The 26,313-nt window shown below is 42.1% G+C and carries 24 protein-coding genes; 7 read left to right on the plus strand and 17 right to left on the minus strand.

What is annotated here, in order from left to right:
- Nucleotides 1–135: 135 nt before the first annotated feature.
- Nucleotides 136–702, minus strand: coding sequence for a D-glycero-beta-D-manno-heptose 1,7-bisphosphate 7-phosphatase (gene gmhB, locus PR795_RS09855; RefSeq protein ID WP_006658384.1), 567 nt, complete (start codon nucleotides 700–702; stop codon nucleotides 136–138).
- Nucleotides 703–871: 169 nt separating this feature from the next.
- Between gmhB and metN the strand changes: the two genes are divergently transcribed.
- The 6 genes from metN (at nucleotide 872) to proS (ending at nucleotide 6,554) form a co-directional block, all read left to right on the plus strand.
- Nucleotides 872–1,903, plus strand: a complete 1,032-nt coding sequence (gene metN, locus PR795_RS09860) for a methionine ABC transporter ATP-binding protein MetN (protein ID WP_036975983.1) — start codon at nucleotides 872–874, stop codon at nucleotides 1,901–1,903.
- The gene (gene metI / locus PR795_RS09865; protein WP_006658386.1) at nucleotides 1,896–2,549 is read left to right on the plus strand and encodes a methionine ABC transporter permease MetI; all 654 of its coding nucleotides are present in this window, start codon (nucleotides 1,896–1,898) and stop codon (nucleotides 2,547–2,549) included. Before metN ends, metI begins: the two co-directional genes overlap by 8 nt.
- A 91-nt stretch (nucleotides 2,550–2,640) precedes the next feature.
- A complete protein-coding gene (locus PR795_RS09870) occupies nucleotides 2,641–3,462 on the plus strand; it encodes a MetQ/NlpA family lipoprotein (RefSeq protein WP_006658387.1) in 822 nt (273 codons plus the stop codon).
- Between the two features lie 214 nt (nucleotides 3,463–3,676).
- Nucleotides 3,677–3,988, plus strand: a complete 312-nt coding sequence (gene rcsF, locus PR795_RS09875; RefSeq protein ID WP_230082465.1) for an Rcs stress response system protein RcsF — start codon at nucleotides 3,677–3,679, stop codon at nucleotides 3,986–3,988.
- Between the two features lie 7 nt (nucleotides 3,989–3,995).
- Nucleotides 3,996–4,715, plus strand: a complete 720-nt coding sequence (gene tsaA / locus PR795_RS09880; protein WP_036962733.1) for a tRNA (N6-threonylcarbamoyladenosine(37)-N6)-methyltransferase TrmO — start codon at nucleotides 3,996–3,998, stop codon at nucleotides 4,713–4,715.
- 120 nt (nucleotides 4,716–4,835) lie between these two features.
- Nucleotides 4,836–6,554: a proline--tRNA ligase gene (gene proS, locus PR795_RS09885; protein ID WP_036979565.1), complete on the plus strand. Its 1,719-nt coding sequence runs from the start codon at nucleotides 4,836–4,838 to the stop codon at nucleotides 6,552–6,554.
- A gap of 87 nt (nucleotides 6,555–6,641) precedes the next feature.
- Here proS and PR795_RS09890 read toward each other — a convergent pair whose 3' ends face one another.
- Nucleotides 6,642–7,298 carry a copper resistance protein NlpE N-terminal domain-containing protein gene (locus PR795_RS09890; RefSeq protein WP_181480194.1) on the minus strand — a complete coding sequence of 219 codons (657 nt, stop codon included), beginning with the start codon at nucleotides 7,296–7,298 and terminating at the stop codon, nucleotides 6,642–6,644.
- A 312-nt stretch (nucleotides 7,299–7,610) separates the two neighbouring features.
- Between PR795_RS09890 and rof the strand changes: the two genes are divergently transcribed.
- Nucleotides 7,611–7,874 carry a Rho-binding antiterminator gene (gene rof / locus PR795_RS09895; protein WP_006658392.1) on the plus strand — a complete coding sequence of 88 codons (264 nt, stop codon included), beginning with the start codon at nucleotides 7,611–7,613 and terminating at the stop codon, nucleotides 7,872–7,874.
- A 73-nt stretch (nucleotides 7,875–7,947) separates the two neighbouring features.
- Here the strand turns inward: rof and tilS are convergent, their stop codons facing one another.
- The 15 genes from tilS to frr form a co-directional block, all read right to left on the minus strand.
- On the minus strand, nucleotides 7,948–9,324 hold the full coding sequence (gene tilS, locus PR795_RS09900) for a tRNA lysidine(34) synthetase TilS (protein WP_036962736.1): 1,377 nt from the start codon (nucleotides 9,322–9,324) through the stop codon (nucleotides 7,948–7,950).
- A 123-nt stretch (nucleotides 9,325–9,447) separates the two neighbouring features.
- The gene (accA, locus tag PR795_RS09905) at nucleotides 9,448–10,407 is read right to left on the minus strand and encodes an acetyl-CoA carboxylase carboxyl transferase subunit alpha (RefSeq protein ID WP_006658394.1); all 960 of its coding nucleotides are present in this window, start codon (nucleotides 10,405–10,407) and stop codon (nucleotides 9,448–9,450) included.
- A gap of 12 nt (nucleotides 10,408–10,419) precedes the next feature.
- Entirely contained in the window at nucleotides 10,420–13,902 is a 3,483-nt protein-coding gene (gene dnaE / locus PR795_RS09910; protein WP_006662996.1) for a DNA polymerase III subunit alpha, read from the minus strand.
- A 28-nt stretch (nucleotides 13,903–13,930) separates the two neighbouring features.
- Nucleotides 13,931–14,521 (minus strand): ribonuclease HII, encoded by a 591-nt coding sequence (gene rnhB, locus PR795_RS09915; RefSeq protein WP_036962740.1) that lies wholly within the window; start codon nucleotides 14,519–14,521, stop codon nucleotides 13,931–13,933.
- Entirely contained in the window at nucleotides 14,521–15,675 is a 1,155-nt protein-coding gene (gene lpxB, locus PR795_RS09920; protein WP_006658397.1) for a lipid-A-disaccharide synthase, read from the minus strand. Before lpxB ends, rnhB begins: the two co-directional genes overlap by 1 nt.
- Before the next feature lie 53 nt (nucleotides 15,676–15,728).
- Nucleotides 15,729–16,526: an acyl-ACP--UDP-N-acetylglucosamine O-acyltransferase gene (gene lpxA, locus PR795_RS09925; protein WP_006658398.1), complete on the minus strand. Its 798-nt coding sequence runs from the start codon at nucleotides 16,524–16,526 to the stop codon at nucleotides 15,729–15,731.
- A 1-nt stretch (nucleotide 16,527) separates the two neighbouring features.
- Nucleotides 16,528–16,980, minus strand: a complete 453-nt coding sequence (gene fabZ / locus PR795_RS09930; protein WP_006658399.1) for a 3-hydroxyacyl-ACP dehydratase FabZ — start codon at nucleotides 16,978–16,980, stop codon at nucleotides 16,528–16,530.
- A 129-nt stretch (nucleotides 16,981–17,109) separates the two neighbouring features.
- Entirely contained in the window at nucleotides 17,110–18,147 is a 1,038-nt protein-coding gene (gene lpxD, locus PR795_RS09935; protein ID WP_006662992.1) for a UDP-3-O-(3-hydroxymyristoyl)glucosamine N-acyltransferase, read from the minus strand.
- 3 nt (nucleotides 18,148–18,150) lie between these two features.
- Nucleotides 18,151–18,645: a molecular chaperone Skp gene (gene skp / locus PR795_RS09940; RefSeq protein ID WP_006658401.1), complete on the minus strand. Its 495-nt coding sequence runs from the start codon at nucleotides 18,643–18,645 to the stop codon at nucleotides 18,151–18,153.
- Between the two features lie 87 nt (nucleotides 18,646–18,732).
- On the minus strand, nucleotides 18,733–21,147 hold the full coding sequence (bamA, locus tag PR795_RS09945; RefSeq protein WP_006662991.1) for an outer membrane protein assembly factor BamA: 2,415 nt from the start codon (nucleotides 21,145–21,147) through the stop codon (nucleotides 18,733–18,735).
- 41 nt (nucleotides 21,148–21,188) lie between these two features.
- Nucleotides 21,189–22,541 (minus strand): sigma E protease regulator RseP, encoded by a 1,353-nt coding sequence (gene rseP, locus PR795_RS09950; RefSeq protein WP_006662990.1) that lies wholly within the window; start codon nucleotides 22,539–22,541, stop codon nucleotides 21,189–21,191.
- Between the two features lie 8 nt (nucleotides 22,542–22,549).
- On the minus strand, nucleotides 22,550–23,416 hold the full coding sequence (cdsA, locus tag PR795_RS09955) for a phosphatidate cytidylyltransferase (protein ID WP_006662989.1): 867 nt from the start codon (nucleotides 23,414–23,416) through the stop codon (nucleotides 22,550–22,552).
- Between the two features lie 6 nt (nucleotides 23,417–23,422).
- The gene (gene uppS, locus PR795_RS09960; RefSeq protein ID WP_006658405.1) at nucleotides 23,423–24,175 is read right to left on the minus strand and encodes a polyprenyl diphosphate synthase; all 753 of its coding nucleotides are present in this window, start codon (nucleotides 24,173–24,175) and stop codon (nucleotides 23,423–23,425) included.
- Between the two features lie 181 nt (nucleotides 24,176–24,356).
- A complete protein-coding gene (gene ispC, locus PR795_RS09965) occupies nucleotides 24,357–25,550 on the minus strand; it encodes a 1-deoxy-D-xylulose-5-phosphate reductoisomerase (RefSeq protein ID WP_006658406.1) in 1,194 nt (397 codons plus the stop codon).
- 149 nt (nucleotides 25,551–25,699) lie between these two features.
- Nucleotides 25,700–26,257, minus strand: a complete 558-nt coding sequence (frr, locus tag PR795_RS09970) for a ribosome recycling factor (RefSeq protein WP_006658407.1) — start codon at nucleotides 26,255–26,257, stop codon at nucleotides 25,700–25,702.
- Nucleotides 26,258–26,313: the final 56 nt, after the last annotated feature.

The following is a 26,313-nucleotide window of genomic DNA, read 5'->3' on the forward strand; positions in this document are numbered from 1 at the left end:
TGTTATCACGGGGCTTCGAGGTTTTCTTCGAGCCGGTTTATCGTGACAACGGATGCGCATTATAGGGAGTCGCAGAAATCCCGCAAGTGTTTTTTGAAAAATAATTTCTAAGTGTTGATTTATCACTCAAAATGGTTATTTTCTGATATTTTTTAGCGCGTTTGGCAGCTCAGCAAGACTATTAATCACAATATCAGCACTTGTAATAGCTTCATCAGTCACGGTCTCACCACTTTTCACTAGCACATTTATACCAACATGAGCCGCTTTACCCGCTTGCATATCGGCAAGTTTATCGCCAACCATAATAGAAGAAGCCATATCGATGTTTAAAAATTGCTGAGCATCTAATAGCATTCCCGGTTTTGGTTTGCGGCAATTACACTCTTGCTTATATTCTTCTACTGTTGCATCTGGATGATGTGGGCAGAAATAGATACCATCTAAATCAACACCGCGGTCAGCTAAAGACCAATCCATCCATTCAGTGAGGTTCATAAACTGGTCTTCTGTATAGATACCGCGCCCAATACCAGATTGGTTAGTCACGACAACTAATGCATATCCCATTTTCTTGAGTTCAACCATAGCTTCAATAGAGCCTTCGATAAATTCAAAATCATCGATTTGATGTACATAACCATGATCGATATTAATTGTGCCATCTCTATCTAGAAAGACTGCTGGAATACCTTTGCTCACTGCTTTACTCCTCAAACTGAAATGGTTTTTAGTATCTCACGAAAAGAAATGAAATGAGAATAGAATAAATCCATCAAACTTTATTGACTTAGACGTCTAGACGCCTTAACATCCAATGCATGTTAGATACAGTATCTAAAATATAATTCGTCAGAGAATAGAAGATAGAATGATAAAGCTCTCAAATATTAATAAAGTGTTCCAGCAAGGAAACCGCAATATACAGGCACTGACTGATATCAGCCTGCATGTTCCTGCTGGTCAAATATATGGTGTTATTGGTGCATCCGGCGCAGGTAAAAGTACCTTAATTCGTTGTGTGAATATGCTGGAACGTCCAACATCAGGGCAAGTCATTGTTGATGGGCAAGATTTAACCTCTCTGCCAGAAAAAGCGCTAACGAAAGCACGCCGTGGTATTGGCATGATTTTTCAGCACTTTAACCTATTATCTTCACGCACTGTGTTTGATAACGTGGCATTGCCATTAGAGTTAGACAATACACCGAAAGAAACGATTAAACAGCGTGTTAATGAATTACTGGAGTTGGTCGGTTTATCTGAGAAAAAAGATGCTTATCCAGCCAACCTGTCTGGTGGTCAAAAGCAACGTGTTGCTATCGCGCGCGCTTTAGCTAATTCACCAAAAGTTTTATTATGTGATGAAGCAACAAGCGCATTAGACCCAGCGACCACTCGTTCTATTTTAGAATTACTGAAAGATATAAACCGCCGCTTAGGGTTAACGATTTTATTAATCACCCACGAAATGGATGTGGTAAAACGAATTTGCGACCAAGTTGCCGTGATCAGCGGTGGTCAGCTCATCGAGCAAGATAAAGTCAGTGAAGTTTTCTCTCACCCGAAAACACCTGTCGCTCAAGCATTTATTAAATCAACACTCGTTATTGATATTCCGGATGACTATAAAGAGCGCCTACAAAGTGAACCTGGTAAAGATTTATCTCCATTGCTGAAGCTGGAATTTACAGGGCAATCCGTAGATGCTCCATTAATTTCTATGGCTGTTCGTAAATTTGATATCGATATTAATATTTTAAGCTCTCAGATTGATTATGCCGGTGGCGTTAAATTTGGCGTGATGTTGGCTGAATTACACGGTTTACATGATAGCGTGGAATCCACAATTACATTTTTGAAAGAGCACCATGTGAAAGTTGAGGTTTTAGGTTATGTCTGAGGGAATGATTTCACTGCTTATTTCAGGAACGATTGATACCATTATCATGACTTTCGTTTCTGCAATTTTAGGTTTTATTTTAGGTATCCCGACAGGCGTCCTGCTGTATGTCACTCGTCGTGGTCAAGTCATGGAAAATAAAGTTTTATACAGTGTTATTTCCGCTGTAGTAAACATTTTCCGTTCTATCCCGTTTATTATTTTATTAGTGTGGATCAGCCCATTTACCAAATTTATCGTCGGTTCTGCAATCGGTATTGAGGGGGCAATAGTTCCTCTAACTGTTGGTGCAATTCCTTTTATTGCTCGTATGGTTGAAAACGCATTGTTAGAAGTACCAAATGGTTTAATTGAAGCATCTCGCGCTATGGGCGCAACTCCGTTACAGATTATTCGCAAAGTATTACTGCCAGAATCTTTAGCTGGATTAATTAACGCAGCAACCATTACGTTAATCATGTTAGTCGGTTATTCAGCAATGGGCGGTGCCGTCGGTTCTGGTGGATTAGGACAAATTGCAATGCAATATGGGTACTATACTTATAATCCATTAGTTATGAATACCGTACTTGTTCTATTAATTGTCTTAGTATTCATCATTCAGTTCACCGGTGAATATCTAATGAAAAAAGTGTCACATAAATAGTCCGTCATATAGATAGTCAGAAACAATAGCAGCGCCAAAAAACGCTACACAGTAGTTAAGGTGCTATAAATAGTGTCTAAAGGGGTAAGTTATGTCTATTAAGTTAAAATCAATTGCAGTAGTTGGCGCGCTGTTAGGAACATTAGCTCTCGCTGGCTGTGGTGAAAAACAAAAAGATCCAAATAGCATCAAAGTCGGTGTGATCATGGGCAAAGAATTTGAAGTTGCTGAAGTTGCACAAAAAGTTGCTAAAGAAAAATATGGTCTGAATGTTGAGCTCGTCTCTTTCAATGACTTCGTATTACCAAATGAAGCATTAAGCAAAGGTGATATTGATGCTAATGCATTCCAACATAAGCCTTATTTGGATCAACAAATTAAAGATCGCAATTACAAATTAGTGCCTGTTGGAAATACTTTTATTTATCCAATCGCAGGATACTCTAAACAAATTAAATCTATTGATGAACTAGCAGATGGTTCGCAGGTTGCTCTGCCGAATGACCCGACAAACTTAGGTCGCTCATTACTGTTACTGCAAAAACAAGGTTTAATTAAGTTAAAAGATGGCACAGGTTTAATGCCAACAGTATTGGATGTTGTTGAAAATCCAAAAGGCTTAAAATTTGTTGAATTAGAAGCACCTCAGTTACCGCGTGCTCTGGATGACCAAAAAATTGCATTGGCTATCATCAATACAACGTGGGCAAGCAGCGCAACACCAAAACTGACTCCAGCAAAAGATGGTCTGTTTGTTGAAGATAAAGATTCACCATACGTGAACATTATTGTGACCCGTGAAGATAATAAAGATAGCGAGAATGTGAAGAAGTTTATTCAAGCATATCAATCTAATGAAGTCGCAGAAAAAGCTAATGAAGTATTCGATGGTGGTGCAGTTAAAGGCTGGTAAGCTTTTCTCTTAAATAGAATGTGTATAAAATGCTAGGTGACGTTATGTCACCTAGCATTTTTTATTAAACCGATTACATAATTAATGCGTTCGCGCAGATAATAAAAAGGTAATATTTATGAGATTGTTTTTGCTCGCCCTCGCTACATTTGCTTTAGCTGGGTGCGGAATTAATCAATACACCAGTCCAAGCATGAATAAAGGGTTTTCGAGTATGAAACTGTCGAAACCTTTACCTGTAGAAACTGAAGAAGATGTCAGTGCAGAAAACATTAAGTTAATGAACAGCCCTGAAGAATTATTAGGAATGCCATTTCGTGATTTAGGTATTGTTTCTGGAGAGTCATGCAGAAAAAATGCAAAGAGTCCTCCTATTAATCTAGACTCTGCAAAAAACAGCATGTTGACGCAAGCCGCTTATATCGCTGCGGATGCCGTGTTATTACATCAGTGCCAAACCAAATCAGCGCCGGGTTGTTACCAAGCAACGGTATGTGAAGGTAGTGCACTTAAAATTGTTGAATAATTAACTTATGCAATCTTTTCAATTTAATGTTATTGGGCATATCGAATCTCCTTATAAAGAAAAGTTTGCCATTCCTCGCCAGCCTGGGCTGGTCCAAAACGGCTTTGGGCGCTTACATCTACACTCGCCTTACAATGACCCAAATGCCGTTAGAGGATTAACTCAATTTAGTCATATTTGGGTTTTATTTGTTTTTCACCAAACAATGGATGGGGGTTGGAAACCTTTAGTGCGCCCTCCTCGCTTAGGTGGTAACGATAAGATGGGTGTATTTGCAACACGCTCTACATTTCGACCTAACCCAATTGGGATGTCATTAGTTGAATTAAAAGATGTGACTATCGATAACCACCAAGTCATCCTTGAACTTGGTAGCCTTGATTTAGTTGATGGAACCCCCGTGGTGGATATCAAACCTTACCTTCCTTTTGCTGAAGCAGTCACAACAGCGAAAGCCGGTTATGCTCAAGAAGCTCCATCAGAAGATATGCAAGTTATATTTAGCCCTCTCGTTCAACTTGAGTTAGCTAAATATCAATCACGTTATCCTGGGTTAGCGGCTTTTATTGAGCAAGTATTAAAGCAAGACCCTCGTCCTGCCTATAAAAAACAGTCCAATGAAGCTCGTGATTACGCGGTTCATTTATTAGATTTCAATGTACGCTGGCGAGTGATTGACAATATCACTGACGTGTTTGCCATCGAACATAACGAAAAATCGCGTTAACCTCTTTTGACAAAGCATCGTCACTGGTAGACTAGCTCTTTATTCCGCTGCTTAGCAGCTTTAAATTATTGGGTAGGCTCAACGCCTACCATAATTTGTTGTTCTAATGGAACCTATACAATGCGTACTAGCAAATATCTGCTCTCAACTCTAAAAGAGACCCCTGCGGATGCAGAAGTTATCAGCCATAAACTGATGCTGCGTGCAGGGATGATCCGTAAACTTGCTTCTGGTCTGTATGACTGGTTACCCACTGGCGTGCGTGTTCTGCGTAAAGTTGAAAACATCGTTCGTGAGGAAATGGAAAATGCAGGCGCAATCGAGGTATCTTTACCCGTCGTTCAACCTGCTGACTTATGGCAAGAAAGTGGACGTTGGGAACAATATGGTCCTGAGTTACTGCGCTTTGTCGATCGCGGAGAGCGTCCGTTTGTTTTAGGTCCAACTCACGAAGAAGTTATCACGGATTTAGTGCGTAACGAAATCACTTCATACAAGCAATTGCCATTGAATTTATTCCAAATTCAAACCAAGTTCCGTGATGAAGTTCGTCCTCGTTTCGGTGTTATGCGTTCTCGTGAATTTATCATGAAAGATGCATACTCATTCCACACGAGCCAAGAATCATTGCAAGAAACTTACGATGCAATGTATGAAGCTTATAGCAAGATTTTCACCCGAATTGGCTTTGATTTCCGTGCAGTACACGCAGACACGGGTTCTATCGGTGGTAATGCTTCTCACGAATTCCAAGTCTTGGCACAAAGCGGTGAAGACGACGTAGTGTTCTCCACCGAATCTGATTTTGCGGCGAACATCGAATTCGCTGAAGCTGTTGCACCAAATGTGCAGCGTGCAGCACCTAGCCAAGAAATGCATTTAGTCGATACCCCAAATGCAAAAACGATCGCTGAATTAGTTGAACAGTTTAATCTGCCAATCGAAAAAACAGTTAAGACTCTGATTGTTCATGCAGAAAAAGATTCTGGTCATACTTTAGTTGCCCTATTAATTCGTGGTGACCATGAACTGAATGAAATAAAAGCAGAGAAACACCCGTTAGTGGCAAGCCCATTGCAATTTGCGTCTGAAGAAGAAATCCGTAAAGCCGTAAATGCAGGTCCAGGCTCTTTAGGCCCTGTCAATATGCCAATGCCAATCGTCATTGATCGCAGTGTTGCGGTGATGAGTGATTTTGGTGCGGGTGCAAATATTGATGGCAAACATTATTTTGGCATCAACTGGGAACGTGACCTGAAATTACCTGAAGTTTATGACTTACGTAATGTGGTTGAGGGTGATCCAAGCCCAGATGGTAAAGGTACCCTGCTGATTAAACGCGGGATTGAAGTTGGTCATATCTTCCAGTTAGGCACCAAATATTCTGAAGCGATGAAAGCATCAGTGCAAAACGAAGAAGGTCATAATCAAATAGTAACAATGGGTTGCTATGGTATTGGTGTAACGCGTATCGTCGCAGCTGCGATTGAGCAGAGTCACGATGACCGTGGGATTATTTGGCCTGATGCTATTGCACCATTCCATGTCGCCATTTTACCCATGAACATGCATAAGTCATATCGCGTAAAAGAAGTTGCAGAAAAACTGTATGCAGACCTGAAAGCACAAGGCATCGATGTCATTTTCGATGACCGTAAAGAGCGTCCTGGCGTCATGTTTGCAGATATGGAACTGATTGGTGTTCCATACACTATCGTTATTGGTGACCGCAACTTAGACACTAACCAAGTTGAATATAAATCACGCCGTAGTGATGATAAACAACTGGTTGGCTTAGATAACGTGGTTAGCTTCCTGAAAGAAAAATTAGCTAAATAATCGTTAATTGAGCCTTAAATAATAAAAGCTCAGAGTTCAGTTCACTGTCTCTGAGCTTTTTTATGATGAGATCAGAATAAATTCAGATTATTTGCAAGATTTCGTTTTATCAAACTGAATATTCCCTGTAGGAATAAATGCAGAATCAAATTGACCATCTTCCATTGATGGGCGAACAGAATAATAGCCATCCGCCTCTAAATAAACTGGCGTACCGCCATCCACATCAGTATCACTATATGCTTTTTCTAGCTCAATACCTGATGTCGCATATTTACGTCCAGATTCACATTCAGTAAATACCGCAGCATCCGCCATATAACGATATTCACCGCGTTTTTTACTCGGCGTAACTTGTTTCAATGTATGGTTCATTGAGCTTTCAATCGCCTTTCCTTCTATATCTAACAGGGTGATCGATTGATTATCTGGAGATTGAGCAAAGTAGGTACGCTCTGCTTTTGAGTTAGTCAGCGTTAATACATTGTCAGCACTGGACCAATTTCCAGTTTCATGGAACATTTGGTTGCCTTCACGCGTCTCTAAATAGAGTAATTGCTCAACATAGCTGCCATCTGGATTAACCAATAATGTCGCTTCAATACCAGAACAATCCGCACAAGGAAGCACACCACTATAAACATGGTCTACAGGTGCAAAATTCGCTTCATTCACGCTACTTTGACAACCGGATAGTGCCACGGCGCCCGCCGAAATAAGAGCCAATAAAAGTGCTTTCTTCATTATAATTCCCTTCAGATCATTCAATTATCACAGTTTCGCTTATTAAGACATCATAGCATCTCAAAGAATAAAAAAATAAGGTATGCAAAAATTTACAATAGGATAAATAACCAGCTAAAGACATCAGTTTAATGAATAAGAATTTTCCTTTTCCCACGTCACTGATTATAGTTATTAAATTACTATGCTATTATCGAATGAAGCACATCTGACTTAGTTCTTTTTGATGAGTCGATAAACGCTTAGTGTTTTTAGATAAGACAAACATGTTCAAGGCGGCAATAACCGCCACTAACACAGTGGTGAGGGAATATGTCTACAGATAATGAATATCAACCAATCAATTGTGATGATTACGAATATCTAGAAATCGCATGCCAGCGTCAATTAAAGCTGCAAATTAAGCTTAATGACGGCGAGAATATTGAAGGGCAAGCCAGTGATTTGCTCCTACGAAAAAAAATTGAGTACCTCGTCCTAATTACGCAGGAAGGTACCAAGGAGCTACGACTGGATATTATCTCATCCTTCAGTCATCCTGAAATCGGCACTATCGTTGTCGACCACTCTCACTAATCCTCGTTTTCTGAGTTTCTTCTATACCCCTTATGATAATCACAGTCATAAGGGGTTTCTAATTTTAGAACCGCTACTGAAATAACTCACTTGAAAACTCACCGTTATTTATCCAGTGCTCAGAATTTTGCCAATCAATAGCAATACCCACATTGTTCTCACCCACAAATCCATCAGGTGTAATAAAACACCCCACCGCGCAAATTAACGTATCGTTATAGTAAATAAGTGGCGTTCGTTCTCGCATCCATGGTGCAACACCAAGTTCTTGCCAAATCTTTTTACTGCTACGTGAATGATTTCGACCGACAATACTTAGTGAACCTTGTAAACCAAAACGGATAGTGACAACTTCGTTTTCTTGTGGGGGACGGATCTGCCCTTCTCCCTCCATCACAACCAGCATCCCCAGTGATTCAGGTAATAAATAATCCTCAGGATAATTCCACTGATATTGTTTCCCCATCAGGCTATTAATGCGCTTAACCACCCACAGAGCCCCTTGATAACGGCGAATTTCCACGTTACCCAAACGACAGATAGGTTCTGCATCCTGCCGAGCAAGTGCCACTTCCTGCCATATACGTTCCAATTGATTAAAGGGTGGCATGGCTAGCTGATGAAGACCAATCCACCTGCGGATTAAGGCGTTACGCTTGGCAACTGAACAGTGAACAAGCCCGTCAATATATAACCCGCCACGATAATCGATAATCTCATCAAGTGAATCTTGCAGTAATTCATCCAATAGCGCTTCTTGTTCTGCACACAATGAGGCACTGCGAGAAACTGCATTGGCAAAATGTGGCCAGCGTTCCGATAACCTTGGCATGATATGTAAACGGAGAAAGTTACGATCATAACGGTCATCCTGGTTACTATCATCTTCAACCCAAGGCAATTGCTGCTCAGCACGGTAATGTTCCAACGCATGACGAGAAATCGTGAGTAGAGGGCGTAGCAGGACCGTATTTCCACATTTAGCTTGAAAAGCAAGTGATTCCGGCATGGCAGAAAGCCCTGTAGGACCACTTCCTCGTTTAAGCGCCAACATAACTGTTTCAGCTTGGTCATCAAGATGCTGAGCCGTCACGATAATCTCATCTTCGAGTAGCTCTTCGCGATAAGCTTGATAACGTTCGGCTCTAGCAGCTGCTTCAATCCCTTTATTGCTTCCCTCCACCGTCACATGCCGACAAATAAATGGAATATCCCATTTCTGACACAATGAAGCGCAGTGAGCTTCCCACTTATCCGCTTGTATATTTAAACCATGATGAACATGAATGGCGCGGATTTCTAATGACGGTAATTCACTGATTTTTATCTGATAAAGAGCATGAAGCAATACCGTGGAGTCGATACCACCACTGAATCCAACCAGAATTTTTCGGTAGCTTCCGATTTTTTCTCGAACTGTTGCGAGAATATGCTGTGAGGATTTCGCCATTATCTTCCCTTTATTCCACTCACTTCTTAATTCAATTTTATATTAAAGATAATAAAAAACGGGAGCTGGCTAAACCGACTCCCGTTTCAAAATAGAATGGATTGCACTTAATAGGTTAGCTAATTAGCAGTAACCATATCCCATCAGACGTTGATAACGACGATTTTTCAGTGCTTCTACATCCAACGTATCTAACTCGTTTAGATCTTGAGTGAGTTGTGCTTTCAGAGATTCAGCAATTTCATCGTAGTTACGATGAGCACCACCCAGAGGTTCTGGGATCACACTGTCGATTAACTTCAGTTCTTTTAAACGAGGCGCTGTAATTCCCATCGCATCAGCTGCTAATGGTGCTTTATCTGCACTTTTCCACAAAATAGATGCACAGCCTTCTGGTGAGATAACAGAATAAGTACTGTATTGCAGCATATTCACTTTATCACCAACACCAATCGCTAATGCCCCACCAGAGCCACCTTCGCCAATTACAGTACAGATCACAGGAACGGATAAGCGAGACATCTCACGTAAGTTACGTGCAATTGCTTCTGATTGACCACGTTCTTCAGCACCAACGCCTGGGTATGCACCTGGGGTATCGATGAAGGTAATAATTGGCAGATTAAAACGCTCAGCCATTTCCATTAAACGCAGTGCTTTACGATAACCTTCTGGCGCTGGCATACCAAAGTTACGACGAATTTTCTCTTTGGTTTCACGACCTTTTTGATGACCAATAACCATCACAGGGCGCCCATCTAAACGAGCCAGACCACCAATAATCGCTTTATCATCGGCATAAGCACGATCACCCGCTAATTCTTGGTAGTCCGTAAAAATACGGGAAATATAATCCAAAGAATAGGGACGACGTGGGTGACGAGCGAGTTTAGCAATTTGCCAAGCTCCCAGATCAGAGAAAATCTTACGTGTCAGTTCAACACTTTTTTCACGTAAGCGGGCAACCTCTTCATCAAGGTTGACTTCTAAATTGTTATCTTGACGGCTAACTGCGGTTAGGGAATCGATTTTCGCCTCTAATTCAGCAATTGGCTGTTCAAAATCAAGAAAGTCCAGACTCATAATATTCCTATTTTAGTCAAATTCTAATTCTACCTGCTCACTACCCAGCAGAGTTCGAAGGTCGTTCAGAAGGGGATCCACGGGTGTCACACGCCAAACAACGCCAAACTTGAGCTTAGCTCTGGCATCATCCTTCTGATAATACAAATGAACCGGTATCGTGCCTGAGCGGTGAGGTTCAAGAGCATTGCGAAGCCGATTCAGTAATTGATCGTTAATTTGTTTATCGGACAACGATATTGCAAGGCCGCGCGCATATTTCTCCCTTGCTTCTCCGATATCCATCAATTCGCGCACTGTCATTTTATTACCACCATTGAAATCATCAAAGCTGACCTGACCGGTGGCAATCAAAATATTGTCTTTTTCCAACATATGTTGGTATTTATCCAGCGCATCTGAAAATAGCATAATATCCAGACGACCGGAACGATCATCAAGCGTACAAATCCCAATTCTGTTCCCACGCTTCGTGGTGATCACTTTTGCAGAGAGCACTAAACCTACCACAGTTGTCACTTGACCACGAGGGGTTGGGTTCACATCTTTTAATCTCAAACCATTCGTATAACGCTCTATCTCACTTAAGTATCGCGTTATTGGGTGACCTGTCAAATACAGCCCCAATGTTTCACGCTCACCATCAAGCACGACTTGTTCAGGCCATTTCGGTACACTTGCGTAAGAGCTTTCAACTTGTTCAGGGGCTTCAGCAAGAACACCAAACATATCGCCTTGCCCGATAGCTTCAGCTTTTGCATGCTGATCCGCAGCTTTTAATGCATCCTCAAGGGAAGACATTAATGCAGCACGATGAGGACCTAAATGATCGAAAGCCCCTGCCATGATCAGTTTTTCCATCACACGGCGGTTGATCTTTTTAATATCCACTCGGGCACAAAGATCAAAAATTTCTTTGAAGATCCCGCCTTGTTGGCGAGCCTCAATGATCGCCTCAATTGGACCTTCTCCGACGCCTTTAATCGCACCAATTCCGTAAACTATCTCACCTTCATCATTCACATGGAAGTGATATAGCCCGCTATTGATATCTGGCGGCAATACTTTTAAGCCCATACGCCAGCATTCGTCAACCAGTCCCACCACTTTTTCGGTATTATCCATATCCGCAGTCATTACTGCTGCCATAAATTCAGCCGGATAATGGGCTTTTAACCATAAGGTTTGGTATGAAACGAGAGCATAAGCAGCCGAGTGCGATTTGTTAAATCCATAACCGGCGAATTTCTCCACCAAGTCAAAGATTTTCATCGACAATTCGCCATCTACCCCATTTTTGATAGAACCTTCCTCAAAAACGGAGCGCTGTTTTGCCATCTCTTCAGGTTTCTTTTTACCCATCGCACGACGCAGCATATCTGCGCCACCAAGGGTGTAACCCGCTAATACCTGAGCAATCTGCATAACCTGTTCTTGGTATAGGATAATACCATAAGTTGGCTCTAGAACAGGTTTTAATGATTCGTGCTGCCAATTCACATCAGGGTATGATATCTCTTCACGTCCATGTTTACGGTCGATAAAGTTATCTACCATTCCTGATTGCAATGGTCCTGGGCGGAATAACGCCACCAATGCGATCATATCTTCAAAGCAGTCCGGTTGCAGGCGCTTAATCAGATCCTTCATTCCGCGGGATTCCAACTGGAATACCGCCGTAGTTTCTGAGCGCTGTAGCATATCGAAGCTTTTTTTGTCATCCAATGGAATTGCAGCGATATCAATTGGATCTAAGTTTTTCTTCGCTCGACGGGCATTGATCATTTCCAATGCCCAGTTAATGATGGTCAGCGTTCGGAGACCTAAGAAGTCAAACTTCACCAGCCCTGCATATTCAACATCGTTCTTGTCAAATTGCGTAACTGGGTTATTTCCTTCTGCATCACAATAGAGTGGTGCAAAATCAGTAATCTTAGTTGGGGCAATCACCACCCCACCCGCATGTTTACCGGCGTTTCGAGTTACCCCTTCAAGCTTACGCGCCATATCAATCAGCGCTTTGACCTCTTCATCTGCCTCATAAATCTCTGGCAGTTGCGGCTCAACTTCAAACGCTTTCTCGAGAGTCATTCCTGGGTCAGGAGGAACTAATTTAGAAATTCGATCCACGAAACCATATGGATGACCAAGCACACGCCCTACGTCACGAATAACGGCTTTTGCTGCCATCGTACCGAAGGTAATAATCTGAGATACGGCATCTCGTCCATACATTTGTGCTACGTGATCAATAACTTGATCCCGTTTTTCCATGCAGAAGTCAACGTCGAAGTCAGGCATAGAAACCCGCTCAGGGTTTAGGAAACGCTCAAACAGTAAATCTAGCTCAAGAGGATCTAAGTCTGTAATTTTTAAGGCATAAGCGACTAAAGAACCAGCACCTGAACCTCGGCCTGGTCCAACAGGAACACCATTATCTTTCGACCATTGGATAAACTCCATCACGATCAAGAAATAACCAGGGAATCCCATCTGGTTGATAACATTAAGCTCTATTTCTAAACGCTCATCGTATTCAGGACGCTTTTCAGCCCGCACTTTTTCGTCTGGGAATAAAAATTTGAGTCGCTCTTCTAAGCCTTCTTTCGCACGCATAACCAAAAAGTCTTCTGTTTCCATATCCCCAGTCGGGAATTTAGGCAGGAAATATTCACCAAGACGAATGGTTACGTTACAGCGCTTAGCAATCTCTACACTGTTTTCTAATGCTTCAGGGATGTCGGAAAACAGCTCACACATCTCTTCTTCAGTACGTAAGTATTGCTGAGGACTATAATTTTTAGGGCGTTTCGGATCTGCTAATGTATAACCATCATGGATAGCGACACGAATTTCATGGGCATCAAAATCACTGCTTTCAATAAAACAGACATCGTTAGTCGCAACAACAGGCAGGCCGCGCTGGGTTGCCAGCTCAACCGCCGCATGAAGGTAGCTTTCTTCATCAGGTCGACCTGTACGTATAAGCTCCAGATAATAAGCATCAGGGAAATGTGTTTGATAAAATTCAAGGCTTTCATCCACTAACGCTTGGTTACCGCGCAGTAAAAATTGCCCCACATCCCCTTTTCGCCCGCCTGATAATAGGATTAAACCTTCTTTATGTTTGACAAGCCAATCGCGATGAATCGTTGGGCCAATGGCGCCATAGCCTTTTTGGTATGCTTCGGAGATGAGTAAAGTGAGGTTTTGATAGCCTTCGTTATTGCGAGCCAGAACGGTTAAGTGAGCAACCTCATCACCCAGTTGCTCACTTTCCATATAAAAATCAGCCCCAATGATTGGCTTGATACCCGCACCATGAGCCGCACCATAAAACTTCACTAACCCACAAAGGTTAGTAAAATCCGTGATGGCAAATGCAGGCATGCCCATGGCGGCAACTTTTTTGACTAATGGACCGGTTTTTGCCAGCCCATCAATCATGGAATAGTCACTATGAACACGTAGATGAATAAAACGAGGAGAAGCCATTAACCTTATACCTATTTTTCTATGCCGACTATTTAATGTCTAACGCACGTCTTACAGGCGCGAAGCTTTTACGATGAAACTCGGTAGCGCCAAACTCAGCTAATTTTTCTAAATGATACGCTGTAGGATAGCCTTTATGTTTCGCAAAACCATACTCAGGAAAAGCTTTATCGAGCTCAACCATTTCTCTATCTCTGACGACTTTCGCAAGAATAGATGCCGCGCTTATCTCTTGGACTAAGCTATCGCCTTTGACTACTGCCTGTGATGGTATATCTAGCTTAGGGCAGCGATTACCATCCACCAAAACAAATTCCGGTTTAATCGATAATCCTTCCACGGCTCTTTGCATCGCCAACATAGTGGCATGCAATATATTCAACTGATCGATTTCTTCTGGTTCAGCACGTCCAATGCACCAGCACAGCGCTTTTTCTTTGATTTCATCGAACAGTTTTTCTCGTTTCTTTTCACTGAGCTTTTTTGAATCAGCCAGTCCTTCTATAGGATTATTGGGATCTAAAATCACTGCTGCTGTCACTACAGCGCCCACCAAAGGTCCACGACCGACTTCATCAACACCAGCAATTAAGTTGGCTTTCGGGTATATAAATTCCATTATTTTCTAACCAAATCCAGTACAGCCTCTGCGGCTTGTTGGTCCGCATCACAACGAATGAGTTGATGCAATTGTAAGAAAGTTTGCTTCAGCGCTTCCACTTTTTCACCACCTTCCAATAATGGCAGTAATTGCGCAGCAAGCTGCTGTGGCTGACACTCTTCTTGGAGTAATTCTTTGACAATTTCTTTACCTGCCAATAAGTTTGGCAAAGAAACATAAGGGGTTTTAACTAAGCGCTTTGCAAGCCAGAATGTGAAGGGTTTCATTCGATACCCCACAACCATTGGACATTTTGTTAGCATACATTCCAACGCTGCCGTGCCTGATGCTAAAAGTGTCGCATCAGCCGCAGTCATCGCATCGCGAGCTTGTCCATCAAGAATATGGACATTCAATTCAGGAGCAACCTGCTGCTTTATTTCATCAAATTGCTGACGTCTCTTCTGATTTACCAAAGGCACTACAATATGTAAATCATCGAAATGACTATTTAATAGTGTAGCGGTTTTTAAAAAATCAGCACTGAGCATCTCCACTTCAGAATGTCGACTACCCGGTAATAAGGCTAAGCATTTTGCAGTTGCTGGGATATTTAAACGCTCGCGTGCCGCGTATTTATCTGGGTTGAGGGGAATCGAATCCGCCATTGTGTGCCCAATAAAACGGCAAGGAACATCAAAGCGGTCATAAAATGCCTTCTCAAATGGGAGAAATGCTAAGACTAAATTTGTTGAGCGACCAATTTTGAATACACGCTTTTGACGCCAAGCCCAAACAGAGGGACTAACATAATGGATAGTTTTAATGCCTTTTGATTTTAAACGACCTTCAAGAGTGATATTAAAATCAGGTGCATCAATACCAACAAACACATCAGGCTGTAACTCAGTAAAACGCTGAGTTAAATCTTTGCGTATAGATAATAAGCGAGGTAATCGACCAAGGACTTCAACAATTCCCATGACGGCAAGCTCTTCCATTTCATACCATGCTTCACAACCTTCAGCTTGCATGAGTGGTCCAGCGACACCGACAAAACGGGCATTGGGAACGTGTTGTTTTAAGGCGCGGATGAGTCCTGCGCCTAAGATATCGCCAGATGTCTCTCCGGCAACAAGGCCAATAGTAAGTGGGCGGTTGCTATTTACCAAAATTCGCTCCTTATTAAAGGCCTTTTCGTATCTTCATCTACAACAGCAAAAAATTAACGAATAATTCCACGCTTAGATTGTGCTGAGTCTTCTAAAAAGTCACTAAACACTTTAACGTGTTCATCCGTTTTAGCCATTTCAGCAATTTCTTCGCGCGCTTCTTCTAAAGATTTTCCTGAGCGATATAACGTTTTATACGCGTTACGGATCGCATGTAGAGACTCTTTTTCAAAGCCACGACGTTTCAAACCTTCAAGATTTAAACCGAATGGAGTTGCATGGTTACCTTGTGCAATGACGTACGGAGGCACATCTTGTGCAACACCAGAGCACCCACCCACCATAACGTGGGCACCAATTTGGCAAAATTGATGCACCGCAGTCATGCCACCAATAATGGCGAAATCACCTAAAGTGACGTGACCACCTAACGTTCCGTTATTCGCAATAATACAGCGGTTACCAATGATGCAGTCATGTGCAATATGGACGTTAACCATCAGTAAATTATCATTACCAATTCTAGTTAAGTCACCGCCTTGTGTGGTTCCACGATGGATTGTCACACTCTCACGGATGCGGTTACGATCGCCAATCTCAACACGAGTCGGTTCACCTTGGTATTTCAGGTCTTGGTTAATTTCACCAATTGAAGCAAATTGAAAAATAACGTTGTCACGACCGATTTTTGTGTGTCCGTTCACAACAATGTGAGATTTCAGTTCAGTACCTTCACCAATTTCAACATCAGCGCCAATATAGCAAAAAGGTCCAATGCGTACATTGGCACCAATAACAGCTCCATCTTCTACAATAGATGAGGGATGAACATAGGCAGTTTTGTCAATCATATCAGACCTCACGACGACGGGCGCACATCATTTCTGCTTCGCAGGCCACTTCTCCATCAACTTTTGCAACACCTTTAAAACGAGCAACACCGCGACGTTCTTTGATAAATTCGACTTCCAGGATCATTTGGTCTCCTGGCAGAACGGGACGTTTAAAGCGCGCGTTATCTATAGCTGCAAAATAATATAATTCGCCGGGCTCAAGTTTACCTACGCTTTTAAACGCAAGAATGCCTGTAGCCTGAGCCATCGCTTCTAAGATTAAAACACCCGGAAAAATTGGTTTGCTAGGGAAATGTCCCTGAAAGAATGGCTCGTTAAAAGAGACGTTCTTTACCGCGCGCAAAGATTTACCTTCTTCAAAATCCAATACACGGTCAACCAAAAGGAATGGGTAACGGTGCGGAAGTAGTTCTAAGATTTCTTCTATATTCAGAGTATGATTATCACTCATCGAAATACTCTTCCTGTCAATTAATACTATTTAATTAATGAATCGGCCCGCTTTAACTCAATGGTGAGTTAACAGGCAGGCCGGAAAAACGTAACTCAAGAAACTATTTTAGCTTGAATTACCAAATAATTACTGATTTTTTTGATTTTGGCTATCTAATTCACGTTCAATTGTTTTTAGACGCTTATTCATCTCATTGATGTTTAAGACTAAAGCCGCAGTTTTACGCCATGTTTTATTCGGCTGTAAAGGGATACCAGAAGAGTAAACTCCAGGCTCAGTAATTGGTCGCATGACCATTCCCATACCTGTTACGGTAACCTTATCACAGATTTCCATGTGCCCATTGATAACACTGGCTCCGCCAATCATACAATAACGACCGATTTTTAAACTACCGGCCATGATGACACCCCCCGCAACTGCGGTATTATCACCTATTGTTACATTGTGCGCAATTTGGCATTGGTTATCGATAATAACGCCATTGCCAATGACTGTGTTATCTAATGCGCCACGGTCAATTGTTGTACACGCGCCGATCTCAACACGAGACCCGATGATCACGGTACCCAACTGAGGGATCTTGATCCAATTACCACGATCATTGGCATAACCAAAGCCATCCGAGCCGATCACTGTGCCAGATTGGATTAAACAGCTTTCACCAATTTCAACATGATGATACACACTGACGTTCGCCCATAAACGGGTACCTGCGCCAATACGGGTGTTTTTACCAATAAAGCAACCAGCGCCGATCACAACGTTATCACCTAGCACTACGCCACTTTCGATAACAGCATTCGCGCCAATAGCGACATTTTGACCAAGCTGAGCATCATCAGCAATAACGGCTGAAACATGGATATCCTCCGCAGGAGCTGGAGTGGTATCCATAATTTGTGCCATATACGCATAAGCAAGGTAAGGATTATCTACAACCAGTGCAGCAACCTTACAAGCACTCAGATCTTTTTCCGTTAAAACCACAGCAGCAGCTTGGCAGTCTGCCAATTTGTCGCTGTAACGGCTATCAGATAAAAAAGTAATCTGTTGATTGTTCGCTGAATACATCGGTGCGATACCGGTGATGACGATATCGCCATCACCGTGTAACTGTGCATTCAACTGCTGAGCGAGGTCAGCTAATCGAATTGAAGACATCTATTATTTAACCTGTTTTTGAACCTGGCTGGTGATATTGATACCATCTTTTGCATACGCAACTGCGTTTGCATCGATAACAACATCATAGCCTTCTTTCGCTGCAACAGCTTTAATAGAATCTTGGATACGGCTCAGAATTTTATTACGCTCTTCAGATTGACGACGACGATTGTCTTCCTCAAATTTTTGAGCTTTTTCTGCAAACTGGTCACGTTTAGTGATTAATTCTTTTTCCTGCTTTTCACGATCACTAGTGCTCATAGTCGCACCGTCACGACGCAGTTTTTCTACGCGTGATTGCAGATCTTTTTCCAGATTTTGCAATTCAGTAGCACGGCTTTTGAATTCACTTTCAAGCTGCTTAGCAACGGCTTCACGAGCAGGCATGTTTTGGAAAACTTCGCCAACATTCACGATAGCGATTTTTTCAGCATACGCACCCGCAGACATTGCTAAAGCAATACTCACACCCGCTGCACACAACAATTTTTTCACACTAAACTCCTTAACCCATTCTTATGGCTGGAAATTTTGGTAGCCCTCATTCTCTTATGAGGGCTGATTTCGATAGAGACTGGGCTATTACCAAGTTCTACCAATATTAAATTGGAACTGTTCTGACTTGTCGCCTTCGTAATCCTTGATAGGTTGCGCATAGGAGAAGACCAGAGGTCCAAGCGGCGAAATCCACTGTAAAGCAATACCCGTAGAAACACGGACATTGGTTGCTGTACCGTAGTCAGGCATACCTGCACGCCACGCTGGGTTAATACTATTCCAATTGGTATCCCATACTGTACCCGCATCCACAAATAGGGATGTACGGATTGTATTCGCATATTTTTCGTCGACAAATGGCGTTGGGGTGATCAACTCAAATGAACCTGCATACATCGCGTTACCACCAACTGCATCGCTGGATGGGCTACCTGGCTCAGGACCATCTTTGCCATCAATATTCTTCAGATAAACCGCTTTCGGACCGATGTTATTCGAACGGAAACCACGGATGGTGCTAGAGCCCCCTGCATAGAAGTTCTCATAGAATGGCATTTGTTTGCTACCAATACCATCACCATAACCTGCCTGTGCACGACCTAACACAACCCATGTTTCATCATCATTCAGTGGGAGGTATTGGGCAGTATCAAAACGCAGTTTGTAGTATTCGTTATCAGAACCAGGGATTGTCACTTTACCTGAAACGCTGGTTTTGTTACCCGATGTTGGGAAGAAACCACGGTTTAAGGAGTTATACGTCCAACCTAAGTTCAGCGTAAAGTCATCCGCTCTGAAGCTTTCTTTGTTACGACCATCTTTAGTCACCGGTGGGTTTTCACCCATAGATTGCAGATAATCCCACATAGCTGCTTGCGCACGCATGTCAGACAGGTCGTTATGAACATAACCCGCACCAATACGGAAGGAGTTATTTTCATTGAATGGGAAGCTTAATGTGCTATCTAAGCCATACGTTTTGTTGTTATAGCCAGATAAGTCCGCATCTTTCGCACTAAAGTCGTTATAGAAAATACGTCCACCCAGACTCACACCGTTAACAGTGAAGTAAGGGTCTGTCATTGAAAACTCGACGTTGGTTGAGTAGTCATTTCGGCTGGCATTAATACCTACCGCATTACCAGTCCCCAACCAGTTATCCTGAGTCACGCCAACTTGGAAGCTCACGCCACTTTCAGTACCAAAACCAACACCAAAGTTCATTGAACCGGTATTACGCTCTTTAACTTTATAGATGACATCAACTTGGTCTGGGCTACCTGGAATACGCTGGGTTTCAACATCAACTGTTTCGAAGAAGCCTGTACGATTCAGACGTTCTTTACCCAATTCAACTAAATCGTTACCTAACCACGCCCCTTCCATTTGACGCATTTCACGGCGTAAAACAGAATCTTTACTGGTGTCGTTACCTTGGAAACGAATTTGACGAACATAGAAACGGTTACCTGCATCGACGTTCACATGTAATTTAACGGTTTTATCTGCATCGTTAATTTCAGGTTGGGTCATGACGCGTGGGTACGCATAGCCATAGCGACCAAATAAATCTTTAATTTGGTTTTCCATTTGAGTCACTTGCGCACCATTGTATAACTCACCTGGTGTGATAGTGATCAGTTCTTGGATATCTGCTAAATGCTCAGCCGTATTACCATTAACGTCTACACCGGAAATCTTATATTGATCGCCTTCAGTCACATTAATCGTAATGTAGATATCTTTCTTGTCTGGCGTCAGACTCACTTGTGTTGAGTCGATATTAAAACGTGCATAACCGCGATCAAGGTAGAAACTACGCAGAGTTTCTAAGTCTCCCGCCAGTTTTTGTTTTTGATATTTTTGGTCAGCCGCAAGGTTCCACCATGGCACATCGTCACGTAATTGGAGTTTATTCACCAATTCCGCTGTCGAATAATTTTTATTACCTACGATGTTGATCTGCTGAATTTTTGCAGATACGCCTTCAGAGAACACGAATTTTAAATCCACGCGGTTACGTGGTAATGGTGTGACCACGGCTTTTACTGTTGCATTGTATTTACCAACGCTGTAGTAAAAATCCTCTAAGCCTTTTTCAATATTCGCAATTTTAGTGCGGTCTAATGCCTCACCCACACGGATATTTGATGCTTCCAAGTTCTGCTTTAGCATGTCATCTTTTACAGATTTATTTCCTGTAAAAGTGATACTCGCGATGGTTGGTCGCTCTTTAACTTGAACGATCAGCGTGTTTCCATCACGCAGGACCCTAACATCTTCGAAGTTACCCGTAGAGAATAGCGAACGAATCGAACGACTAATATCTTCGTTATCGATTGAATCCCCGACCCTGACAGGCATGTTCAATAATGCTGCACCAACGGCGACGCGTTGTAGACCTTCGAAACGAATGTCTTTAACTACGAATCCGTCTGAACCGTATGCAGTGGCGCTACCTAAAAGCAGCGACGCTATGAGCAACTTTTTCATCGCCATCGTTGTTATGCGTATTCCTTACTGGTCCCAAGCTTACAAAATTAGAAGCGAGAGAAATCATTAAAAAGTGCAAGCCCCATTAACAAAATCAATGCCATTGCACCAATTCGAAAACTAAAGTCTTGTACTCGCTCAGACACCGGACTCCCTTTAATTTTTTCAATTAATAAGAAGAGTAAGTGCCCCCCATCTAACACAGGCAATGGAAATAGATTGATGATGCCTAAATTCACGCTAATCAGCGCAATAAACATCAAATAATATACCAAGCCTGACTCCGCCGAAACCCCCGCACCTTTTGCGATAGATACCGGACCGCTCAAGTTATTGAGTTTGACATCCCCAACAACCAGTTTACCCATCATATTGACAGTCAATTTCATCAACTGCCACGTCTTATCGCTAGCTTGATATAGTGCAGAAACAGGATTGTACTGTTGCACCATTTTATATTCATCTGCTAACGGTAACACTGTTAATTCGACACCCGCAACACCAAAGCGCTCACCTTTTTTACCGTCCTGAGCATCAGGTACCAAGGTTAAAGTGATCAATTGCGAATTTCTTTGTACGGCTAATTTTAGTGGTGTCCCCGGATTATTTCGGATAATTCTCGTGACAGGATTCCAATCGTCCAGCACTTCTCCGTTGACACTGATAATTCTATCTCCCGGTTTTAAACCGGCACGTTCACCCGCTAAGCCTTCCGTTACTTTATGGATAACCGGATCAACTTTCGCAGACACTGGCATAATACCAATGGATAAAATTGGGTCCTGTTTTTCAGGATCAAATTGCCATGAACTTAAATCTACTGTTTTAGAAACCGGCTCATTATATCCTTGAGGCAAAACTTGTGCAGTAAATTCCCTATCACCTATTTTACTCACCAATGCTAAACGAACTGAATTCCAATCAGGTGTTTCGATACCATCTATCGATTTTAGTTCCATCTGAGGCTCAAAATTTGCCTCAGCGGCAATAGAATTCGGTTTAATACTCTCAATCACTGGGCGAACTGACGGTATCCCAATCATAAAGACAATCCAGTAGACAACAATAGCAAGCAAAAAGTTCGCAAGAGGTCCCGCGCTAATAATGGCGGCTCGCTGTCCAACTGTTTTGTTATTAAAAGCCAAATGTCGACGTTCTGGGCTCACTTCACCAACGCGTTCATCGAGCATTTTGACGTAACCACCAAGCGGGATCAGTGCCAAAACAAACTCGGTGCCATGTTTATCAACTTTACGCCAGAGTGTTTTACCAAACCCTATAGAGAATTTTTCAACGTAAACACCGCAACGACGCGCGACCCAATAATGCCCAAATTCGTGCACGGTAATCAGCACACCAATTGCAATAATAAACGCCGCTAAGCTCCAAATAAATCCCATTAATCTTCCTAAAGACCAAAACCGTTAAAAACTAACAAATTCAGCCCTGCAAATACGGGAATTGCCGCAGTTAGGCTATCAATTCTATCTAATATTCCGCCATGACCTGGGATCAAATGGCTACTGTCTTTAATACCTGATTGGCGTTTAAACATACTTTCTGTCAAATCACCAAACACTGATACTACAACAACAATAATTGAAGTCACTAGTAAATAATCTGGCATTGCAGGGATTGGGGCATACAGGCTAAATAACCATGAGATAATTCCCGCAGTAATCAAACCACCGATTAAGCCTTCCCATGTTTTACCCGGAGACACTTTCGGTGCCATTTTATTACGCCCTATCGTACGTCCAAATGCGTAAGCGCCGGAGTCCGCTCCCCATACCAACAACATGACATACAGCAGCCACCATGCTCCAACAGAGGTATCCGCTTGATAACCAATCGTTCTTAATACCATCATACCGCTGTAGAAAGGTACGATAGTTAATACACCAAATAGCAATCGAATAATGACTGATTTGCCCCACGATGCCGATGCAGGGTAAGTCACCACTAATAAAATTGCGGCAATCCACCAGATTAAACCCGCCCATAGGCTATATAAAATAAACGAGGAATTGGCTAACGCAGTCATATCAAGCAGAGAAAATTGTATTGCGAGTAGTGCCAGTGCAAATACAACAGCTAAACCAATACGTTTAGCTGGAGAGTGCCATCCTGCAAATTGGGCCCATTCCCACGCACCTAGAGCACAGACAGCTATCACAACTAGACCGAAATTCGCTGGAGACAGTAAAAAAAGTGCAGCAATAACAATTGGAATTAAAATCACCGCAGTGAGTAAACGATACTTCAGCACATCCATCCCCTTTTATTTGACAAGTTCGTCATCTGATTCTGCCCCACCATAACGGCGTTCGCGCTTGCTAAAAGCATCGACTGCATCCTGAAACACCATTTCATCAAAATCTGGCCATAAAACGTTGGTGAAATAAAATTCCGCATACGCAACCTGCCATAACAAGAAATTACTAATGCGATGTTCTCCACCTGTACGAATAACCAAATCAACACACTCTTGATCATGCATACAAATGTGGTCGCTAATCGTACTTTCCGTGATGTCATCGACAGACAACTCACCACGATTCACTTTCTCATATACTTGTTTAACACTATTAACGATGTCCCATCGTCCACCATAATTGGCGGCAATATTCAGCTGTAGCCCCGTATTATTCGCTGTTAATGCTTCGGCTTTATCAATTCTTTTTCTTAAAGTTTCACTAAAGCGACCAACATCACCAATAATTTTTAGTTTTACGTTATTTTTATGCAGGTTTTTGACTTCATTATCTAATGCAAAAACAAACAGATCCATCAGTGAACTGACTTCTTTCTCGGGTCTTTTCCAGTTTTCACTGCTGAATGCGTAAAGTGTGAGAGAACGAATATTATTCTTTACTGCAAAACGCACAGAACTACGTACAGATTCAACACCTGCTCGATGACCAGTAATTCTGAATTTTCCTCTCTGCTTTGCCCATCGCCCATTGCCATCCATAATGATAGCAACATGCTTAGGCATCATAGAATCAGAGAGATTTTCACCACTAGAGTTCATTAAATGTTAATCCTTGTCTGTACTACTTGGGAAATCCGGCTCAATCATAACTCTTATGATTATAATTGCTGATAAGACACATCCTTAATTTACTTATTGTTGATATGCTTTTTATTCTCAACCCGCCACATATTAAAGATATATTATAGTTATCAGCAACTAAATAAATCACATATCAAGATTAAAATTCTTGAGTAATGAGTTGAGCGGCTTCACGACGAGCACAAGCATCGATTTCTAAGACCTCATCAATGGATGTGGGTTCCGAAAAATCTAATTTATCCATAATCTTGTGGTTGATTTTTGCAATATCCGTAAAACGAATTTTCTCTTCCAAAAATGCGCCTACGGTAATTTCATTCGCACCGTTTAATACTGTGGTAGCCGCTTGGCCTTGGTGGCATGCATCGATAGCCAATTTCAGGCAAGGATAACGTTGATAATCAGGTTCAACGAAAGTCAGTGAAGATAATGTAGTGAAATCCAATGGTTTAGCACCAGAAATAATACGCTGAGGGTATGCCATGCTATACGAAATTGGTGTACGCATGTCCGGCGTTCCTAATTGAGCAATCACACTGCCATCACGATAACGCACCATCGAGTGGATCACCGATTGTGGGTGAATAATCACTTCCATCTGCTGTTCAGTCGCATTAAAAAAATAACAGGCCTCGATATATTCTAGCCCCTTATTCATCATCGTTGCAGAATCAACGGAGATCTTACGCCCCATAGACCAATTTGGGTGGTTACACGCTTCATCAGGCGTCACTTGATCAAAATAAGATAATGGCGTATCCCTAAATGGTCCACCGGACCCCGTCAAAACAATGCTGGAAATACCGGAAGCCGTTAGATCTGCAAAACCTAAATTCAGCTGAATTTCTTCAGGTAAACTTTGGAAAATTGCATTATGCTCGCTATCTATTGGGAAAACTGTAGCATGGTGCTCACGAATCGCATTAAAGAATAAACGGCCACTGGTAATCAGAGACTCTTTATTCGCTAATAATATTCTTTTTCCTTTACGGATAGCCGCTAGCGTTGGCAAAAGTCCTGCAACCCCCGTAATAGCTGACATCACTTGATCTGCTTCATCGAGCCCCGCGAGTTCAATTGCTGATTCTTTGCCCGATAAAACGTCTGTTTTGCAGTTATTTTCCGTCAAAATAGAACGCAATGCTTTCGCGGCACGCTCATCAGACATGGAGACATATTTAGGATTAAATTCAAGGCACTGGCTCGCCATTTCAGATACATTTTGACCTGCAACTAATGCAAGAATTTGGAATTTATCAGGATTTTGACGAACAACAGAAAGTGTACTTGTACCGATTGAGCCTGTAGAACCCAGGATAGTAAGACGTTTCATAGTGATCAGATGCTCTGTATTAATTCAATACTGAGATTATATCAGCTTAGTGATGAGAAAGGATTGTTTAATAGAAATGATAAATAATAAAGCCATGCTAAAGCACACTTTTAAAAAATGTGTTCAGATGGCTTTATTATTAAGATGGATTAAAACTCCATCAGCTCCGCTTCTTTCTGAGCCAATGCTTCATCCACTTTTTTGATGAAATGATCAGTCAACTTTTGGATGTCATCCTGTGAACGGCGCTCGTCATCTTCACTGATTTCTTTATCTTTCAGTAAAGCTTTAACTTTATCGTTAGCGTCACGGCGGACGTTACGGATAGCAATACGACCTTGTTCTGCGTCACCACGTACCACTTTGATTAAGTCTTTACGACGTTCTTCAGTCAATGGAGGAAGTGGAACACGGATAACAGTACCCGCTGAAGAAGGATTCAGACCTAAGTCAGATGCCATGATTGCTTTTTCAATTGCAGGAGACATGCTGCGGTCAAAAACAGAAATAGCTAATGTGCGTGAATCTTCAACAGTCACGTTAGCTAATTGACGTAAAGGCGTCGCAGAACCGTAATATTCAACAGTGATACCGTCTAACAGGCTTGGAGAAGCGCGGCCAGTACGAACTTTACTGATTTGACTTTTTAATGATTCAAGGCTCTTTTCCATACGGTCTTGAGCATCTTTTTGGATTTCGTTAATCACGTTATCAACCCTTAAGAACTAGTTATTAAAGGCCGCTAAGCAGCCTCGCTTAAATT

The sequence above is a fragment of the Providencia sp. PROV209 genome (assembly GCF_028479485.1).
In the GTDB taxonomy this organism is placed as follows: Bacteria; Pseudomonadota; Gammaproteobacteria; order Enterobacterales; family Enterobacteriaceae; genus Providencia; species Providencia alcalifaciens.

Bases quoted from the DNA above. Each gene is read 5' to 3' on its own strand.
- metN (WP_036975983.1), top strand. From the start codon at position 872: ATGATAAAGCTCTCAAATATTAATAAAGTGTTCCAGCAAGGAAACCGC.
- metI (WP_006658386.1), top strand. From the start codon at position 1,896: ATGTCTGAGGGAATGATTTCACTGCTTATTTCAGGAACGATTGATACC.
- PR795_RS09870 (WP_006658387.1), top strand. From the start codon at position 2,641: ATGTCTATTAAGTTAAAATCAATTGCAGTAGTTGGCGCGCTGTTAGGA.
- rcsF (WP_230082465.1), top strand. From the start codon at position 3,677: ATGAAACTGTCGAAACCTTTACCTGTAGAAACTGAAGAAGATGTCAGT.
- tsaA (WP_036962733.1), top strand. From the start codon at position 3,996: ATGCAATCTTTTCAATTTAATGTTATTGGGCATATCGAATCTCCTTAT.
- proS (WP_036979565.1), top strand. From the start codon at position 4,836: ATGCGTACTAGCAAATATCTGCTCTCAACTCTAAAAGAGACCCCTGCG.
- PR795_RS09890 (WP_181480194.1), bottom strand. From the start codon at position 7,298: ATGAAGAAAGCACTTTTATTGGCTCTTATTTCGGCGGGCGCCGTGGCA.
- rof (WP_006658392.1), top strand. From the start codon at position 7,611: ATGTCTACAGATAATGAATATCAACCAATCAATTGTGATGATTACGAA.
- tilS (WP_036962736.1), bottom strand. From the start codon at position 9,324: ATGGCGAAATCCTCACAGCATATTCTCGCAACAGTTCGAGAAAAAATC.
- accA (WP_006658394.1), bottom strand. From the start codon at position 10,407: ATGAGTCTGGACTTTCTTGATTTTGAACAGCCAATTGCTGAATTAGAG.
- dnaE (WP_006662996.1), bottom strand. From the start codon at position 13,902: ATGGCTTCTCCTCGTTTTATTCATCTACGTGTTCATAGTGACTATTCC.
- rnhB (WP_036962740.1), bottom strand. From the start codon at position 14,521: ATGGAATTTATATACCCGAAAGCCAACTTAATTGCTGGTGTTGATGAA.
- lpxA (WP_006658398.1), bottom strand. From the start codon at position 16,526: ATGATTGACAAAACTGCCTATGTTCATCCCTCATCTATTGTAGAAGAT.
- fabZ (WP_006658399.1), bottom strand. From the start codon at position 16,980: ATGAGTGATAATCATACTCTGAATATAGAAGAAATCTTAGAACTACTT.
- lpxD (WP_006662992.1), bottom strand. From the start codon at position 18,147: ATGTCTTCAATTCGATTAGCTGACCTCGCTCAGCAGTTGAATGCACAG.
- bamA (WP_006662991.1), bottom strand. From the start codon at position 21,147: ATGGCGATGAAAAAGTTGCTCATAGCGTCGCTGCTTTTAGGTAGCGCC.
- rseP (WP_006662990.1), bottom strand. From the start codon at position 22,541: ATGGGATTTATTTGGAGCTTAGCGGCGTTTATTATTGCAATTGGTGTG.
- cdsA (WP_006662989.1), bottom strand. From the start codon at position 23,416: ATGGATGTGCTGAAGTATCGTTTACTCACTGCGGTGATTTTAATTCCA.
- uppS (WP_006658405.1), bottom strand. From the start codon at position 24,175: ATGAACTCTAGTGGTGAAAATCTCTCTGATTCTATGATGCCTAAGCAT.
- ispC (WP_006658406.1), bottom strand. From the start codon at position 25,550: ATGAAACGTCTTACTATCCTGGGTTCTACAGGCTCAATCGGTACAAGT.